We start from the raw sequence: 13436 nt of genomic DNA, 5'->3' as shown, positions 1-13436 counted from the left end.
AGCACCATACTTACAAACGTGACTTTTTTTTTACACATATCAATAGAAGCACTAGTAACAGGATACTGATCCATACAAGATGTTTTTGCACAAACTCAGCCGTATATCCTAAATAAGGCACGTGAAAAACATATACGCCTTTCACTTCGTTTGGATAGACCACTACTCGATCCGTTACTAAATTGGCGTCCCCTTTTGTCGTAAAAACAAGCGTACCGTCTTTTTCAATATGCTCCTTCTTTACACGGTGCAAAATAGTCCCGTCATAATTTTTCGGATCAAATAAAATGATTTTATTTACGATCCCATTAGAAATTTGCAGAGGCTTTGTGACGACCAATGCCCCTCGGTCAATCGTCGGCTCCATACTTCCAGTCATGACCGTATTAAAACGCCATCCTGCCGTATAAAAGAAGCAAAAAAGTAAAAACGTAAGAAGTGCGAGGATTAAAAACGTGAAACTGATGGCCTGCTTCATCTCATCCCCTCCTATGAACGATCCTGACCAGGTAGCTGAGTAGCTTGAAACGTAAATGTGATCACTTCTGTCAGCATTTGAAATGTATTGTCGGCTGAAATTGGAAGCGTCACTTTAATCGTTAATACATCATTTTGACCGACAGGCAGCGAAAGCGGGGAGGCAGGATTTGTACTCACATCAGAAACAGGCCCTGAATAATATGTTGTCGCGCCCTTTTTAATTTCAACTTGAAGACCATTTGTTTTATCCGTCCACAGGTTTGTACTCCCTGTATTAATGGCTCCTACTACATACGTAAAATCTACGTTACCCGTATTTTGTATCGTCACGGTTTTCGCAGCAAAATCACCTGGTACCATATTCGTAATATTAAAAACGGCACTGGGAGAAACACTCATATTTAATGTCCCTGTTTGAAACGTATTATTTGGATCATCGATGCGCTTTGTGAGTAAAGCCGATGTCGATTGAAAAAACAATAACGGAATCAATAAAAAAATACTGCCTACTAACCACATATATCTTTTCATTATCGTTGTCTTCTTCACTGCAGTTGTTCACCTCTGAAAGATTATGTGAAAATTTTGTTCAGTACTACAAGTGTATTCATCAGAGTACAAAAATGACCTAGTGAATGGACCTATCTTTGAAAAGTTGATTAAATTGCACATTCCCTTTCAATTCCTTATAATTGCTAGCATGAAGGTTTGAGCTCCTATTCCGTTTTTACAAAAGCTCGTTGTTATTTTACGTACGTTTCCCCTATTTACAGCAAAGGAGAGTAAGCATAATGATTAAATTATTTGTAAGTGATTTGGACGGTACTCTTTTGAATCATGATAAGAAAGTCGAACAAAAAGAAATTGATGCTCTGCAGCAGTTAAAAGAAAGCGGAGTTGAGATTTGCTTAGCATCAGGTCGTATGGATAATGAAATTTTAAAAGTTAGTGAAGCACTAGAAGGTGACGTTCATCGCGTCAGTCAAAACGGTGCATTTGTACTTACACATGATGATCAATCTCTTCATGAAAAAACGTTTGACCACGAGCTTGCTTCTAAGCTCTATTCGCTCACTAAAATGCCTGATAAAATTACGCTTGTTTGCTCAGATAACACGAATTTCGTAGAAGAAATGTCGGACGTTGTCAAAGAAATTGAAAAAGTGATGTTTTTTCCTATTGAGGAAAATCCTGCGATGTTAGAAGATCTCTCAACTTCACTAAATCCTTCAAAAATTACGGTGCTTGGTGACCATGAACAGGTCGTAGAGTTACAAAAAAAGCTTAATGAAATGTTTGGTGATGACATTGACACATATATCTCAGCCAAAAGCTGTTTAGATATTATGCCTAAGCATATTAGCAAAGGAAATGCCATTGCGGTACTACTCGATCACCTTGATCTTAAGCCAGACGAAATTGCGTGTGTGGGAGATAATTTCAATGATATCCCGATGTTCCGCTTAACGCCAAATAGCTTTGCAATGAGCGAGGCGTATGACGAAGTGAAACAGGAAGCAAACTATGTCGTGGATTCTGTCAGTGAAGCTGCAGAAATTGTCTTACGCCAAAATCGTGAAGAAAGCAAAATGAATACAAACGCATAACAAAAAGAGCTGACGCTTCAGAAAACGTCAGCTCTTCTTTACTTATATAATTTCAGTCTTTTTGTAGTTCCCCATATTGTTACACGCCATTTTAAGCTTTGAGACTGTTGCTCGCAAGGATGTAGGTGGATCGACATCTTCGTTAAGATGGAGCGTCGTCAAGTCGACTACGGAACGTGCTAATAATTCCACATTATTTCGTAGCTCTAACTCATCGTAAGTTGTACGATCTTGCACCTTAAGACGTAAAATTTCATTGGCTAGCTCGCGAACACGCAGCAACTGATCACGTTCTTCCATATTCCATCCTCCTCTTTTAATGACGATTGTTACTATTAATTATATTCGTGATCGCCGGCCAAATTCCTTTAATTTCAACCGAAAAAGACACGAACTATTTTAAGTTCTTCACTACGTTATAAACAAACACAAGTACACCAATCGCCACTAATGTAGCGCCTGCTGCCACAACCGGAATGAACGTTTGAGTGTTCAATAAGAGCGTCAATGTTAGTCCAATCATCATGATTGGCAAACCAATGTTGTGAAGCCATACGTGAATCTTTGTGAGCATATTTCTAGAAATATCGGGAAATAGATGATAAAGTAATCCGGCTAACGTCAGAGATGTCCATCCAAGAAGGTTAATGTGGACATGTACAGGAGTCAAAGCGTATTGATGAACAATGGACATGTAATAACCCAAAATCATTCCAATAGCAAAATAAACAGCAGATATTTTAATCATTCGGATACCCATTTTAACTCCCCCATTCTTTATAGGTCTTTTTATTCATATTCATAATTTATTTCCGTAGAAGTCTAAAATGAGGTTACTGTTAAAAAATGGTTTTCGATAAAAAAACATGTACAAGCTTATTTTGCCAACAAACGAAACTTTTAATCTAGCAGATTCGTATACTATTACTAGAAAGGAGAATGATAGATATGCCTGTTTGGACCTTCTTCTTGATCTTTTTTGGAGCCATTCTGTTTCTGGCCATGCTTCCTGATTTCAGCATTCGAAAAAAAGAAAACCACCCAAAAGAACCTGCTCGTTCTACGACTCCTACTGAACAGTTCCCTTCTGAATCATCTCATTCACAGAACTGACGGCATTGAAAAAAGCGTCTCCACGATATTCGCAGGAGACGCTTTTTTTATATCACACACTATGACATATAATGTAAAACAAAATTCAATAGAAATAAAAACGCTATAATATACATCGCAATAGATACATCTTTAATTCGGCCGAGCGACACTTTTAACAGTGGATACGCAATAAAACCGAATGCAATGCCATCTGCAATACTATACGTAAGCGGAATTAAGGCAATAATTAAAAAGGCCGGAAATCCTTCTGTCAAATCCTGCAAATTAATGTTTTTGATATTCTGAATCATTAATCCACCAATGACAATTAAAATAGGTGCAATGGCGCTGTTTGGCACAAGCTTAATGATCGGGATAAATAGTAACGACACTAAAAATAACGATCCTGTAATAAAGGACGTAAATCCTGTGCGTCCGCCAGAAGCAATTCCTGTCGCACTCTCAACCGTTGAAACAGTTGGACTCGTTCCAAAAATTCCACATAGCATAGAGGATACCGCATTCGCTTGAAACGCTTTTGAAAACTTGTCTTCTCTTCCCGTCATCTGTAAATGACCGTGAATAAGGCCGATATTTTCAAAAATTAATACCATCGTCATGGAAAAGACAGCAGCCCAAAACGAGATCTTTGCTACTCCACTAAACGATAGAACGGCAAAGCTGTCAAAAAACGTTGCTCCATTTTGAACAGGCGCTTCACTTGCTGCGGGTACGACTCCAAGAAGCCAGGCTAACAAACTACCAATCGCCATACTAATTAAGAAATTTCCTTGCACGTTTCGAATGAACAACACCACCGTAATCGCAAGCGTAATTAACGTCGCGAGTACCGCTGGACTGCTTAAATCTCCAAGAGCGACAAACGTCGTCTCACTCGGCTTCACAATTCCACCTTTTTGAAGTCCTATAAACGTTAAAAACAAACCGACGCCAACCGTAATTGCTTCCTTCAATGAATGAGGAATGGATTTTACAAGCACTGTTGAAACTCGTGAAAATGCCAACACCACAAATAAAACTCCTGATACAAATACCGCACAAAGCGCTTCCTGCCAAGACAACCCCATCGATTGCACCATCGTATACGTAAATAGTGCATTAATTCCCATGCCGGGAACTAAAATAATCGGAGCATTCGCCCAAAAGGCCATTAATAAACAGCCAATGAAGGAAGTCATAACCGTTGCAAAGACTCCTGCTTCAAACGGAATGCCTGCATCAGACAAAATGGTTGCGTTGATCGCGACGATGTAGATGATGGATAAAAAAGCGACCACACCTGCAATGCTTTCTTTTCCCAACGTCGTGTGATGTTCGTTCAGCTTAAAAATTCTTTCTGCTATTGCTTTCAAAGTATTTCCTTCTCTACAAAATTCCCTCTCCCACCCAATGGCAAAAGCCACCGTCAGTTATTATATCAGAAATTAACAGCCTTGCAAGGGTGTTTGCCCCCTGTTTGTGCTTCTTGCCAAAATTTTTGTGAGTGGATTTATTTTTCTGTATACTATTTTACGAGGTGAAGAAATGAAAAAGCTACACATGATATGGATGGTTTTTCTCCTAGCGGTTTTTGCCCTTTCTGGGTGTAATCTCAGCAGCGAGCAACCACATTCTACGTCTTCAGAAAAGCAGGAAAGCAGCATTCTTGATGAAATGGAAGGTCCACCAAAAAACGGACATACGCTTGAAAAGCACGTTGGAAAAACAGATCAGGAATTAACAGAGCGCGTCCAGCGAGAACACGTGACAGCAGCGAGTTCTTATTCGGATAAAGATACTGCCACAAAAGCAGTCGAAGAAGCGTTGAAGGTACATGAAAAGGACATCGATAACTGGCTTCAATCAAAGCGTGATCGCCTTGTTCTGCAAACTTCGCACTCCTTTGCAGTTGGAAAATCAGTGCTTCGATCGGATATGCGCGTACATAACGAGCTACATAATACGCTTACCGTATTAGCAAAAGATCCAACAAGTGAACGAAAATATAAAATTATTACATCGTATCCTGTAGCAAAGCGAGGAGATTAAGATGTATAAGGAATTTCAGTACTTTTTGACATCCTACTGTACGTTGAGCTTAGACCAGGACGAATTTTGGTCGATAATTGAGCTATTTATAGACGGAGAGGATTCTGAGATTCAGCATCAGCTTCAAGTAGAGCTCACGCAAATTATCCATGATGAGCAATACAAAACGGCTCAAGACCTGATTGAAGAATTCGGCTCTAGGGTGCTATCCATTTCTGAAACGAAAGAGTGGATTTTGTACAGCCTTCAACAACTGCAGCAAGAAAAATAAAGATCCTGCACCCTAGTGCAGGATCTTTATATGTATAGGGGGAAATTCCCCCTACAACCTCTCTCAGGTTAATAATAAGGATAATAAGGATATGGTGAGTATGGTGGATACGGCGGATAATATGGATAATATCCTGGGCCTGATAATGCTGTACCTAACGCTAATCCTCCAACGAACGGAAGTCCAAAACCAAATCCAAATCCTGGTCTACCGAAGCCAAACCCTGGACGACCGAAGCCAAACCCTGGACGACCAAAGCCGAATCCTGGTCTACCAAATCCTCCAAAACCCCCAAAAGGACGGCGTGTGTCATCGAATGAATATAATAAAGTTGGATCTTGCATACTGTTCCCTCCTGCATTTCGAATTACGTTACTTTGTAGCATATGAAGCAGAAGGAAGAAATGAGTGGGCGGATGCCTTAAGCCCATGATTTTTTCTAGGTATTTGTCCAACTTCCAACGTTTACCGCCTGATCGATCGGGTATTTATTTACTAATTATTTCTCATACCAGGAGGAGATTTCAATCATGATTCCTTGGATTATAGCTGCTTTTGCAATTATTGTTGCTCTTACTGTTCTTATCTTCACGGCGAATCGCCGAAAAAGTTCAAAAGGATTAACAGGAAACATCCACACTACGATGCACCTCGGTGAAATCGTCAGCAGACAAAAGGAGCTCCAAAACCATAAGCCTAAATCTCAATAAATAGATGTTCACTAACACAAAAGAACAGGAGCAGCACAGCTCCTGTTCTTTTGTATATAAAAAAACAGTGCAACGGCCCCTTTTCCGTTACACTGCGTATGTATGTTGAATAGCTTTTTTTCTTCTACTTTTGAACACGTGTATATAAACCCCTTTTTTAAATACCGTGAATATTTCCCCCAGCACGACAGCAATCCGTAACAACTTTATGAATGATGGCAAAATCACATAAAACTGTAATCGCTTACATTAAGACTAAAAAAAGAAGTAGAATCAAAGCAGACATTCAACATGACTTTCTATTTATATTATTACCGTAAACGATTTCAAAAAGCAAGACTTTTTTTCAAAGCTCTCCCTATTTAGACAAAAAATGTCCAACTAAAAACCTCGCGTCTCATTCAAACGCGAGGTTTTCAGAAAGGTTATTCACCTTTTCATATGGGTTATGGCTTCATAAAACATACAAGTAATCAATGACTCATATGTAGGTAAAGCTTTATCTATTAAAATGAAAATCAGTAAAAGTCTTTATTTAGCAAATACATGATTCCCAATGACAGCTGTTACTTGACGAGACTTAATCCATTCATCTTGAGCTGTTTGTGGGTTGTAGAAGAATAATGCGCCGTTTTGTGTAGCACCTCTATTGGCGAACGCCTCATCTACAGCACGTTTTGAATCATCTGAAGCTGGTTGATTGATTGCTCCATTTGATACGGGCGAGAACGCACCAGGTTGATTGATAACCTCAGAAATGGAGTTAGGGAAATCCGGTGAATCCACACGGTTTAAGACAACAGTCGCAACCGCTACTTTACCAGCGTGTGGCTCTCCTTTTGCTTCAGCTTCTACAAGACGAGCTAATAATTCTTTTTCTTCATTATTTGCATTTGCTTGCGCTGGCTGTGGCGCTGGTGCAGGAGCCGGCTGTGCTTGCGCTGACTGTGCTTGTGCTGGCTGTGCTTGTGCTGGCGCCTGTCCTCCAGTTGGGATTGTTAATGTTTGCCCAACCGAAATTATATCTGATGATAAGTTGTTCGCTTGTTTCACAGCATCTACTGATACGCCGTGTTTTGATGAAATAGACCATAATGTGTCACCAGCTGCTACGGTATAAGATCCGCTTTGTGCAGGCTGACCATCTGGGATGGATAATGTTTCTCCAACATAAATGGTATCGTTTTGACGATGGTTGACATTTTTAATGTTATCTACTGAAACCCCATACTTCTGTCCAAGCGACCATAATGTATCACCCTCATGTACACTATGTTGTGTGTCTGCTTGAGCTACTCCTTGGATTGTTAAAAATGAGAAAGTAGCTGTAGAAGCAATAACCCATTTTTTCATGCTATTTTTTTTCATAAAAATATTCCTCCTGAAAAATTGGTATGTACATACGTTAACACACCTATTTTCGGATTACACTGCATAAAATGGTTACTTTTATATTAAGTCCATTAAAATCGTTACACTTTCCTCCCTCGCTTTACATTTGTTACATAAATAGAAATATTTGAGCTAGTTTATGTAAATTATAGTAAGAAAAAGTCTATAACTAAATAGTCTGTTTATTTCTAGACCTATTTTGAACAGTTCACAATCAACCGAAAAAAGGCAAAAAAAAAAAACAGAAGCAAGCGAAGAGCTTACTTCTGTTTCATTAATCTTCTATATTGATCTCCACTACATCATAAAAATCAATGACGAGTTTCGCGCCTTGCTCATCCATGAAAGTGAAAACATCTTCGTCTTTCGAGATATGAACCACATACCCATTTAATAACTGCTCACGATTGTCATATACAGTCGTAATGGCTACTTTCTTTTGATGAAGATGTGCTTCTTGTAACAATGAATGGAGGTCTTCTTCGGCGTCTTCTTCTGGGCGCTTAATTAACAGCATCCCATAAGTCGTTTCCCCACTTTTATCTTTCCAAATGTAATCGGCAAAATAAAAGGGCGATTTACTTCCTTTAAATTCATCCATGCCATTCCCTCCTATACTCCAATGTAAGCTTTATGCTGAATGTAGACTAACAACTAATAGCATGCCGCTACTTGCACAAGCCATCATCCAATAAAACTTCTCTCTTCACTTTATCATGTTTATGAGTGTTTGACACTTATTTTGCCGATTTTCTCATTCTCTGACCTAATAATGACTATTCTCACTTTATCCGCACATTTTCATTAGCTCCGAGGTACATCTAAATAGTGATACACGACATCTCCACCGCGCTGTGCAATTCCTCGAAAGCGTTTAAAATCAGGTCTCGTCACGAGAAAAGGGCGAAATAGTAAAAAATCGTCTTTTTTAATATGAATTTCTTCTACTTCTCCGTCCCGAAGCTGATCTAACATCTTTGTTACCTGTTGCTCATCCATCTTTTACACCTCGCTATCATCAAATACAGAAACTTGCCCGTCATGTAGACGCTCTAAAATTCGTCTCTTCTGATATAGCATTATACCAGCTTCTGCTACATCCTGCATCATCGCTTTATTCGTGAGGGAACCGAAAATCATCCCTGCAATCGGAATCATTTGAAAAAGCTTTTTCCAGCCGAACTGATCCCGGTACGTATAGATGACTTCACGCCACCCTTGAAGCTGTGAAATCATTTGCCGATTGTTTAAAGGCTCACCGTACACCGTTAGCTCGTCTAAAATGGCTTGTTTTCCTACATAATCTGAAGAAGCAAACTGAAGGCATTTAATGATAAAGATGCGTTCTTCCTTCTCGTTTGGATTATAGCCATATGAGATCGCAATTTCTTGAAGGGTCTTTAACGAGATTCCTAATAGCACTGGAATATCAACGGCTAACGTAAAAATTCCACCGAATCCGGTTGTTGCTCCTTGGATGCCTGCAATGCGCGAACGGTTTGTTCTCAGTTCTTCTCCAACCTCGTTCATCGTGCGAATTGGCAGGTTGCGCACATCATCAATCGTTTCGATCACATTTTCACTCTTTCCATTAAACTTGCTTAGTGTCGCTTTTTCCTGAACGAGATATTGCCCACCAGATTGTACAAAGTTTCCCACTTCATCTAATAGATCCCCTATTTTTTTCTGCAAAAAAGCTGGAGTTACTTTATCAAGAAGCTTAAAAGGAAGACGTCCAATTCGCTCCCAGAACCATAGTCCTTTTTGATCCTTCTCCCACTTTTCAATAACGGCTAACTGTTCCTCAAGCTGTTGCTTCGTTTCCACGCTAGTTCCTCCACTTCCTATTTTCACTTATATGTGATACGTATGAGAGGCAAAAAAAGTTTCCTTCTTTTAAAAAAGCTTTGCCTGACATGCAGACAAAGCTCACGGTTAGTTTTTTAACCATTCTATTAAAGATTCATACTGAGTGGTCGCTTCTTCGTACCCTTGCTCATACAGCGTTTGAAGCTTCACCGGATTCCGCTCCATTCGTCCTACTGAGAGTGGTTGTGTAGGGCGAATAACGAATAGTTTCCCTTGACGCTCGAGCTCCTCAATGTAGTCCATCGTTTCATTATACAATTGATAACGGTTTTCCATTGCTTGAAGTAGCCCTTGATATTGCCGATAAGGACGTTTTGCCATCCACATCATGCTTGATTTTTTCTTTCGATACCCTTTATTGCGCGTGAGAATAATAACATTTTTCTCAAACCCATCCAGCTGCGCTTTTCTCACCGGAATAGGATCGCTAATTCCTCCGTCTAATAGCTGCTTGTCATCAAAGTTAACAATTGGGGCTACAAATGGCAACGAGCTTGATGCTCTGACAAGCATTAGGACGTTCTCATCTGTAACGTTCTCAAAGTAAGCTGGTTTCCCTGTCACACAATCTGTCGTTCCCACAACGAAGCGCTCCTCACGGTTATGGAATGCCGTAAAATCAAATGGGACAATGCTTGTAGGAATTTCGTTAAAGATAAAGTTCATCCCAAACATTTCGCGCGTTTTCAAATAATTTCGCCACGATAAATAACGAGGATCGTTTACAAAATCAATGTTAACTTGACGATTTCGCCCTCGTTGACGCGACAAATAGGACGTAGCGTGACAAGCTCCAGCCGAAACGCCCACAACGTATGGAAAAAATAAATCTTGTTCCATGAAGTATTCGAGCACACCCGCTGTATACACACCTCTCATACCGCCACCTTCTAATACCAAGCCTGTTTCACTTAACATAGTTACACCTTCTATTGTTTTTACAAAAATTTAGTATGTAAAAAATAATAGCGAATCTGTGATTATTTGTCGATGATTTAGGCAGGGCTTTCTCAAAAAAACCTCTAACTTACATTAATTTGAAATTTTTTAAAGAAATGTCTTTACTAGATTGTAATTTTAAGGCACACTATTTACAATAGAAAGCGTTATCTTGTTTGATTAATCTGAAAATATAGATAGTTGATCCTAATTGTTTTGCTAGTTTTATAAATATTATAAAGAAAACACACATAGGGTGAATGTAAGATGACGTAAATATAAAGGAGAGAAGACTATGGAAATTGCTCAAGTAGGAAACTTAATTGAATTTAAAAACGGGTTAAAGGGAATCGTGGAAAAGGTGAACGAAAACTCGGTCATCGTCGATTTAACTTGCATGGATAATTATCGTGACTTAGACTTAGAGCAACGTACAGTCGTAAATCATAAAAATTATAAAATTGTACCAAACGAAGCTTAAAAACCAGGGTGGCAAAGGCCACCCTGGTTTTTAAGCTTTGATTCTTTTCACATATTCCTCTGCGCTAACAGCAAGATCGTTAGGATCGAGCGCGTTTACACCTTGTAGCAGAAACGGTTCAACAAACGTCATGCCTGTTAAGTTTGTCATCGCTTGAAGGGGACGAAGCAACTCTGTCATCGGATAGTGGTTACGTCCGTTCTCTCCGTATGCTTCTGCCGGACTTCCTGTTGATACCGCAGCCATAAATTCTTTTCCTTGAAGCTTTGTTCCTTCGCTTCCATATGCCCAACCGTACGTTAATACAACGTCTTGCCACTCTTTTAAAATCGCTGGTGTACTATACCAATAGAACGGAAATTGAAACACGATGCGGTCATACTGCTCTGCAAGCGCTTGTTCCTTTTCTACATTAATTTTAAAATCAGGGTACTCTTGATACAAGTCATGAACATACACGCCTTCCTCTTTTGATAAGCGCTCTACCCATGCACGGTTTACGTTCGATTCGTTCAGATTTGGATGTGCTACTAACACTAATGTTTTCATTTGCTCTCTTCCTTTCGGTACCATGATGCTTGTCTGTTTAAAATAGTAGCATACCATATGTGGACGTACAAACAGAATAGCCTCGCTTGGCGCTCCTTTTCCAAACGAGACTATAAGTTGCGTAATGAACGATACCGTCACACCTCTCCCCTCTTTATGCTTGTCGTCTCTTCGTTAAAAGCTGGTCCTTCTGATCACTGCTGATAATCCCTAATTTATGCATTAATAGCGTACATCCTTGAACTTTTTTCGTTACACGCGTTGATTTCACCGTCATAATCCCCTTTTTCTTTATACTATTGCATAAAGGCAAGTTTGTTGCTTCATTCAAAACCTATTTTTTATTGAACCCCTTTGAAAGTAATGAGAAAATAAGACTGCGTTCTAATTCTTGTTTTTATTATGTATGTAAAATACAAGCGACTACTTAAGAAAGAGGGAATGCTTATGAGTGTAACTCTAATTTCCATCATCTTCGTCGGCCTGATCGCTGCGTTTATCCTCATTACTTTACTATCAACCATAAAGTCAGGGAAAAAAGAAACTTCATCTGCACCGAAGAGCTATGCAGATGAAGAAGAAAACGAACCATATGAACAAGGTCATTCGTTTCACAGCTGGTCGAATGACGCTGACGGTGACGGAAATGATGACGCTCACTAAAAAACCCCTCTTGCTACAAGGAGCAAGAGGGGTTTCGCTATTAAGAAATGACTCGTTTTCCGTTTGTAAATGAGTAGTAGCACTCGCCCGTGTGAATATCATGACTCTCATGAATATGCACACCTGGTTTATCCTGTGTTGCTGCCTCATACATTGCTTTGGCAACATTCGCTGCCAAAATCGGGCGATACTTCCGCCATTTTCCAATTAATAAAAACGACAGCGATTGAAGCATATAGCCACTTAGCTTTTCCATCGCTCGAAATTCCTGTCGCTTTCCTAATAACAATGACGGTCTAAAAAAGTGAGTAGAAGGGATATAAAGCGGCGCCATATCCACTTCCGCTTGCCCCTTTACTTTACTATAAAAGAAAGGAGAACAAAGATCAGCACCAATGGCTGTGATCGTCAAGAAATTTTTCACTTTCTTCTTTTCTGCACATTTAGCAGCCTTAAGCGGATAATCATAATCTACTTTTAAAAAGTTTGCTCTTGTTTTGGCTTTTTTCATCGTTGTTCCTAAACAGCAATACACATCGTCTACTTTGAATTCTTCCACATGTTCTTCAAGTTGATTAAAATCAATGACTAACTGCTTTAATTTAGGATGCTGAATGGAGAGATGTTTTCGAACTAGAACCGTTACCTTCTCGTATTGAGTACTCGTTAGCAATAGTTCTAGTAGTTCTTGACCGACAAGACCGGTTGCGCCTAGTAAAACCGCCGATCTTTGTGACATGCTTTTCACCTTCTTAACCTTGTATATTCTTTCTACTAAGAGAGCTCCTTTTAGAACACCTTAGCGATTATCAATCGTTTCAGGATACATATCATGATTCATTAAGCGGTGCTCCGCCATTGTTTCATATTTTGTTCCTGGGCGTCCATAGTTGACGTAAGGATCAATGGAAATTCCACCTCTTGGCGTGAATTTCCCCCATACTTCAATATAGCGCGGGTCCATTAATTCAATTAAATCATTCATAATAATATTCATGCAGTCCTCATGGAAGTCACCATGGTTACGGAAGCTGAACAAATACAATTTCAGTGATTTACTTTCCACCATTTTAATATCTGGGATGTAACTAATATAAATGGTTGCAAAATCTGGCTGACCTGTTTTCGGGCAAAGACTCGTAAATTCCGGGCAGTTAAATTTCACAAAATAATCTCGATTAGGATGTTTGTTATCGAATGCTTCTAATACGTCTGGTGCGTATTCAAATAAGTACTTTGTCCCTTGATTTCCTAACAAAGTTACTCCTTCTAATTCTTCATCTTTTCTACCAGTCATAATGGCATCCTCTCTTTCCCCGTTAGTCATTCTA

Annotated in this window: 21 protein-coding genes; 7 read left to right on the top strand and 14 right to left on the bottom strand. The window is 39.4% G+C overall.

Annotation, left to right across the window (positions count from 1 at the left end; translation table 11 throughout):
- Positions 1–10: 10 nt before the first annotated feature.
- Both IE339_RS05230 and IE339_RS05225 read right to left on the bottom strand, forming a co-directional pair.
- Positions 11–478 (bottom strand): signal peptidase I, encoded by a 468-nt coding sequence (locus IE339_RS05230; protein WP_242174199.1) that lies wholly within the window; start codon positions 476–478, stop codon positions 11–13.
- An 11-nt stretch (positions 479–489) separates the two neighbouring features.
- Positions 490–1011: a CalY family protein gene (locus IE339_RS05225; RefSeq protein WP_242174197.1), complete on the bottom strand. Its 522-nt coding sequence runs from the start codon at positions 1009–1011 to the stop codon at positions 490–492.
- 260 nt (positions 1012–1271) lie between these two features.
- Here IE339_RS05225 and IE339_RS05220 point away from each other — a divergent pair, with 260 nt between their 5' ends.
- Positions 1272–2087 (top strand): HAD family hydrolase, encoded by an 816-nt coding sequence (locus IE339_RS05220; protein WP_242174193.1) that lies wholly within the window; start codon positions 1272–1274, stop codon positions 2085–2087.
- A 42-nt stretch (positions 2088–2129) separates the two neighbouring features.
- On the opposite strand, the gene IE339_RS05215 is transcribed toward IE339_RS05220, so the two are convergent.
- The gene (locus IE339_RS05215; RefSeq protein WP_053399690.1) at positions 2130–2387 is read right to left on the bottom strand and encodes a hypothetical protein; all 258 of its coding nucleotides are present in this window, start codon (positions 2385–2387) and stop codon (positions 2130–2132) included.
- A gap of 94 nt (positions 2388–2481) precedes the next feature.
- On the bottom strand, positions 2482–2847 hold the full coding sequence (locus IE339_RS05210; RefSeq protein WP_242174191.1) for a cbb3-type cytochrome c oxidase subunit I: 366 nt from the start codon (positions 2845–2847) through the stop codon (positions 2482–2484).
- 188 nt (positions 2848–3035) lie between these two features.
- On the opposite strand from IE339_RS05210, the gene IE339_RS05205 reads away from it, so the two are divergent.
- Positions 3036–3200 carry a hypothetical protein gene (locus tag IE339_RS05205; protein ID WP_242174190.1) on the top strand — a complete coding sequence of 55 codons (165 nt, stop codon included), beginning with the start codon at positions 3036–3038 and terminating at the stop codon, positions 3198–3200.
- A gap of 59 nt (positions 3201–3259) precedes the next feature.
- Here the strand turns inward: IE339_RS05205 and IE339_RS05200 are convergent, their stop codons facing one another.
- A complete protein-coding gene (locus IE339_RS05200; protein ID WP_242174188.1) occupies positions 3260–4555 on the bottom strand; it encodes an NCS2 family permease in 1296 nt (431 codons plus the stop codon).
- Between the two features lie 172 nt (positions 4556–4727).
- On the opposite strand from IE339_RS05200, the gene IE339_RS05195 reads away from it, so the two are divergent.
- On the top strand, positions 4728–5231 hold the full coding sequence (locus IE339_RS05195) for an RNase A-like domain-containing lipoprotein (protein ID WP_242174186.1): 504 nt from the start codon (positions 4728–4730) through the stop codon (positions 5229–5231).
- Position 5232: 1 nt separating this feature from the next.
- Positions 5233–5502 carry a hypothetical protein gene (locus IE339_RS05190; RefSeq protein WP_242174184.1) on the top strand — a complete coding sequence of 90 codons (270 nt, stop codon included), beginning with the start codon at positions 5233–5235 and terminating at the stop codon, positions 5500–5502.
- A 68-nt stretch (positions 5503–5570) separates the two neighbouring features.
- Here IE339_RS05190 and IE339_RS05185 read toward each other — a convergent pair whose 3' ends face one another.
- Positions 5571–5846, bottom strand: a complete 276-nt coding sequence (locus tag IE339_RS05185; protein WP_053399685.1) for a hypothetical protein — start codon at positions 5844–5846, stop codon at positions 5571–5573.
- Between the two features lie 186 nt (positions 5847–6032).
- Here IE339_RS05185 and IE339_RS05180 point away from each other — a divergent pair, with 186 nt between their 5' ends.
- The gene (locus IE339_RS05180; protein WP_242174182.1) at positions 6033–6212 is read left to right on the top strand and encodes a hypothetical protein; all 180 of its coding nucleotides are present in this window, start codon (positions 6033–6035) and stop codon (positions 6210–6212) included.
- Positions 6213–6743: 531 nt separating this feature from the next.
- On the opposite strand, the gene IE339_RS05175 is transcribed toward IE339_RS05180, so the two are convergent.
- The 5 genes from IE339_RS05175 to IE339_RS05155 all read right to left on the bottom strand — a co-directional run bounded on the left by IE339_RS05175 (position 6744) and on the right by IE339_RS05155 (position 10391).
- On the bottom strand, positions 6744–7580 hold the full coding sequence (locus tag IE339_RS05175; RefSeq protein WP_242174180.1) for a cell wall hydrolase: 837 nt from the start codon (positions 7578–7580) through the stop codon (positions 6744–6746).
- A gap of 298 nt (positions 7581–7878) precedes the next feature.
- Positions 7879–8205 (bottom strand): hypothetical protein, encoded by a 327-nt coding sequence (locus IE339_RS05170; protein WP_053399682.1) that lies wholly within the window; start codon positions 8203–8205, stop codon positions 7879–7881.
- Positions 8206–8408: 203 nt separating this feature from the next.
- Positions 8409–8603 (bottom strand): hypothetical protein, encoded by a 195-nt coding sequence (locus IE339_RS05165; protein ID WP_242174178.1) that lies wholly within the window; start codon positions 8601–8603, stop codon positions 8409–8411.
- 3 nt (positions 8604–8606) lie between these two features.
- Entirely contained in the window at positions 8607–9431 is an 825-nt protein-coding gene (locus IE339_RS05160) for an EcsC family protein (protein ID WP_242174176.1), read from the bottom strand.
- A gap of 108 nt (positions 9432–9539) precedes the next feature.
- Positions 9540–10391, bottom strand: a complete 852-nt coding sequence (locus IE339_RS05155) for a patatin-like phospholipase family protein (RefSeq protein WP_242174174.1) — start codon at positions 10389–10391, stop codon at positions 9540–9542.
- Positions 10392–10707: 316 nt separating this feature from the next.
- Between IE339_RS05155 and IE339_RS05150 the strand changes: the two genes are divergently transcribed.
- Positions 10708–10893: a YkvS family protein gene (locus IE339_RS05150; protein WP_242174172.1), complete on the top strand. Its 186-nt coding sequence runs from the start codon at positions 10708–10710 to the stop codon at positions 10891–10893.
- Between the two features lie 30 nt (positions 10894–10923).
- On the opposite strand, the gene IE339_RS05145 is transcribed toward IE339_RS05150, so the two are convergent.
- Positions 10924–11442 carry an NAD(P)H-dependent oxidoreductase gene (locus IE339_RS05145; RefSeq protein ID WP_242176121.1) on the bottom strand — a complete coding sequence of 173 codons (519 nt, stop codon included), beginning with the start codon at positions 11440–11442 and terminating at the stop codon, positions 10924–10926.
- A 447-nt stretch (positions 11443–11889) separates the two neighbouring features.
- Here IE339_RS05145 and IE339_RS05140 point away from each other — a divergent pair, with 447 nt between their 5' ends.
- Positions 11890–12105, top strand: a complete 216-nt coding sequence (locus IE339_RS05140) for a hypothetical protein (RefSeq protein ID WP_242174170.1) — start codon at positions 11890–11892, stop codon at positions 12103–12105.
- Between the two features lie 40 nt (positions 12106–12145).
- On the opposite strand, the gene IE339_RS05135 is transcribed toward IE339_RS05140, so the two are convergent.
- Positions 12146–12844 (bottom strand): NAD(P)H-binding protein, encoded by a 699-nt coding sequence (locus tag IE339_RS05135; RefSeq protein WP_242174169.1) that lies wholly within the window; start codon positions 12842–12844, stop codon positions 12146–12148.
- A gap of 60 nt (positions 12845–12904) precedes the next feature.
- A complete protein-coding gene (queF, locus tag IE339_RS05130) occupies positions 12905–13402 on the bottom strand; it encodes a preQ(1) synthase (protein WP_053399674.1) in 498 nt (165 codons plus the stop codon).
- Positions 13403–13436: the final 34 nt, after the last annotated feature.

It is taken from the genome of Priestia koreensis, assembly GCF_022646885.1.
Taxonomy (GTDB): Bacteria; Bacillota; Bacilli; order Bacillales; family Bacillaceae_H; genus Bacillus_AG; species Bacillus_AG koreensis_A.
Note: the sequence above shows the minus strand (reverse complement) of the source record. Positions and strands in the feature narration are given on the sequence as shown.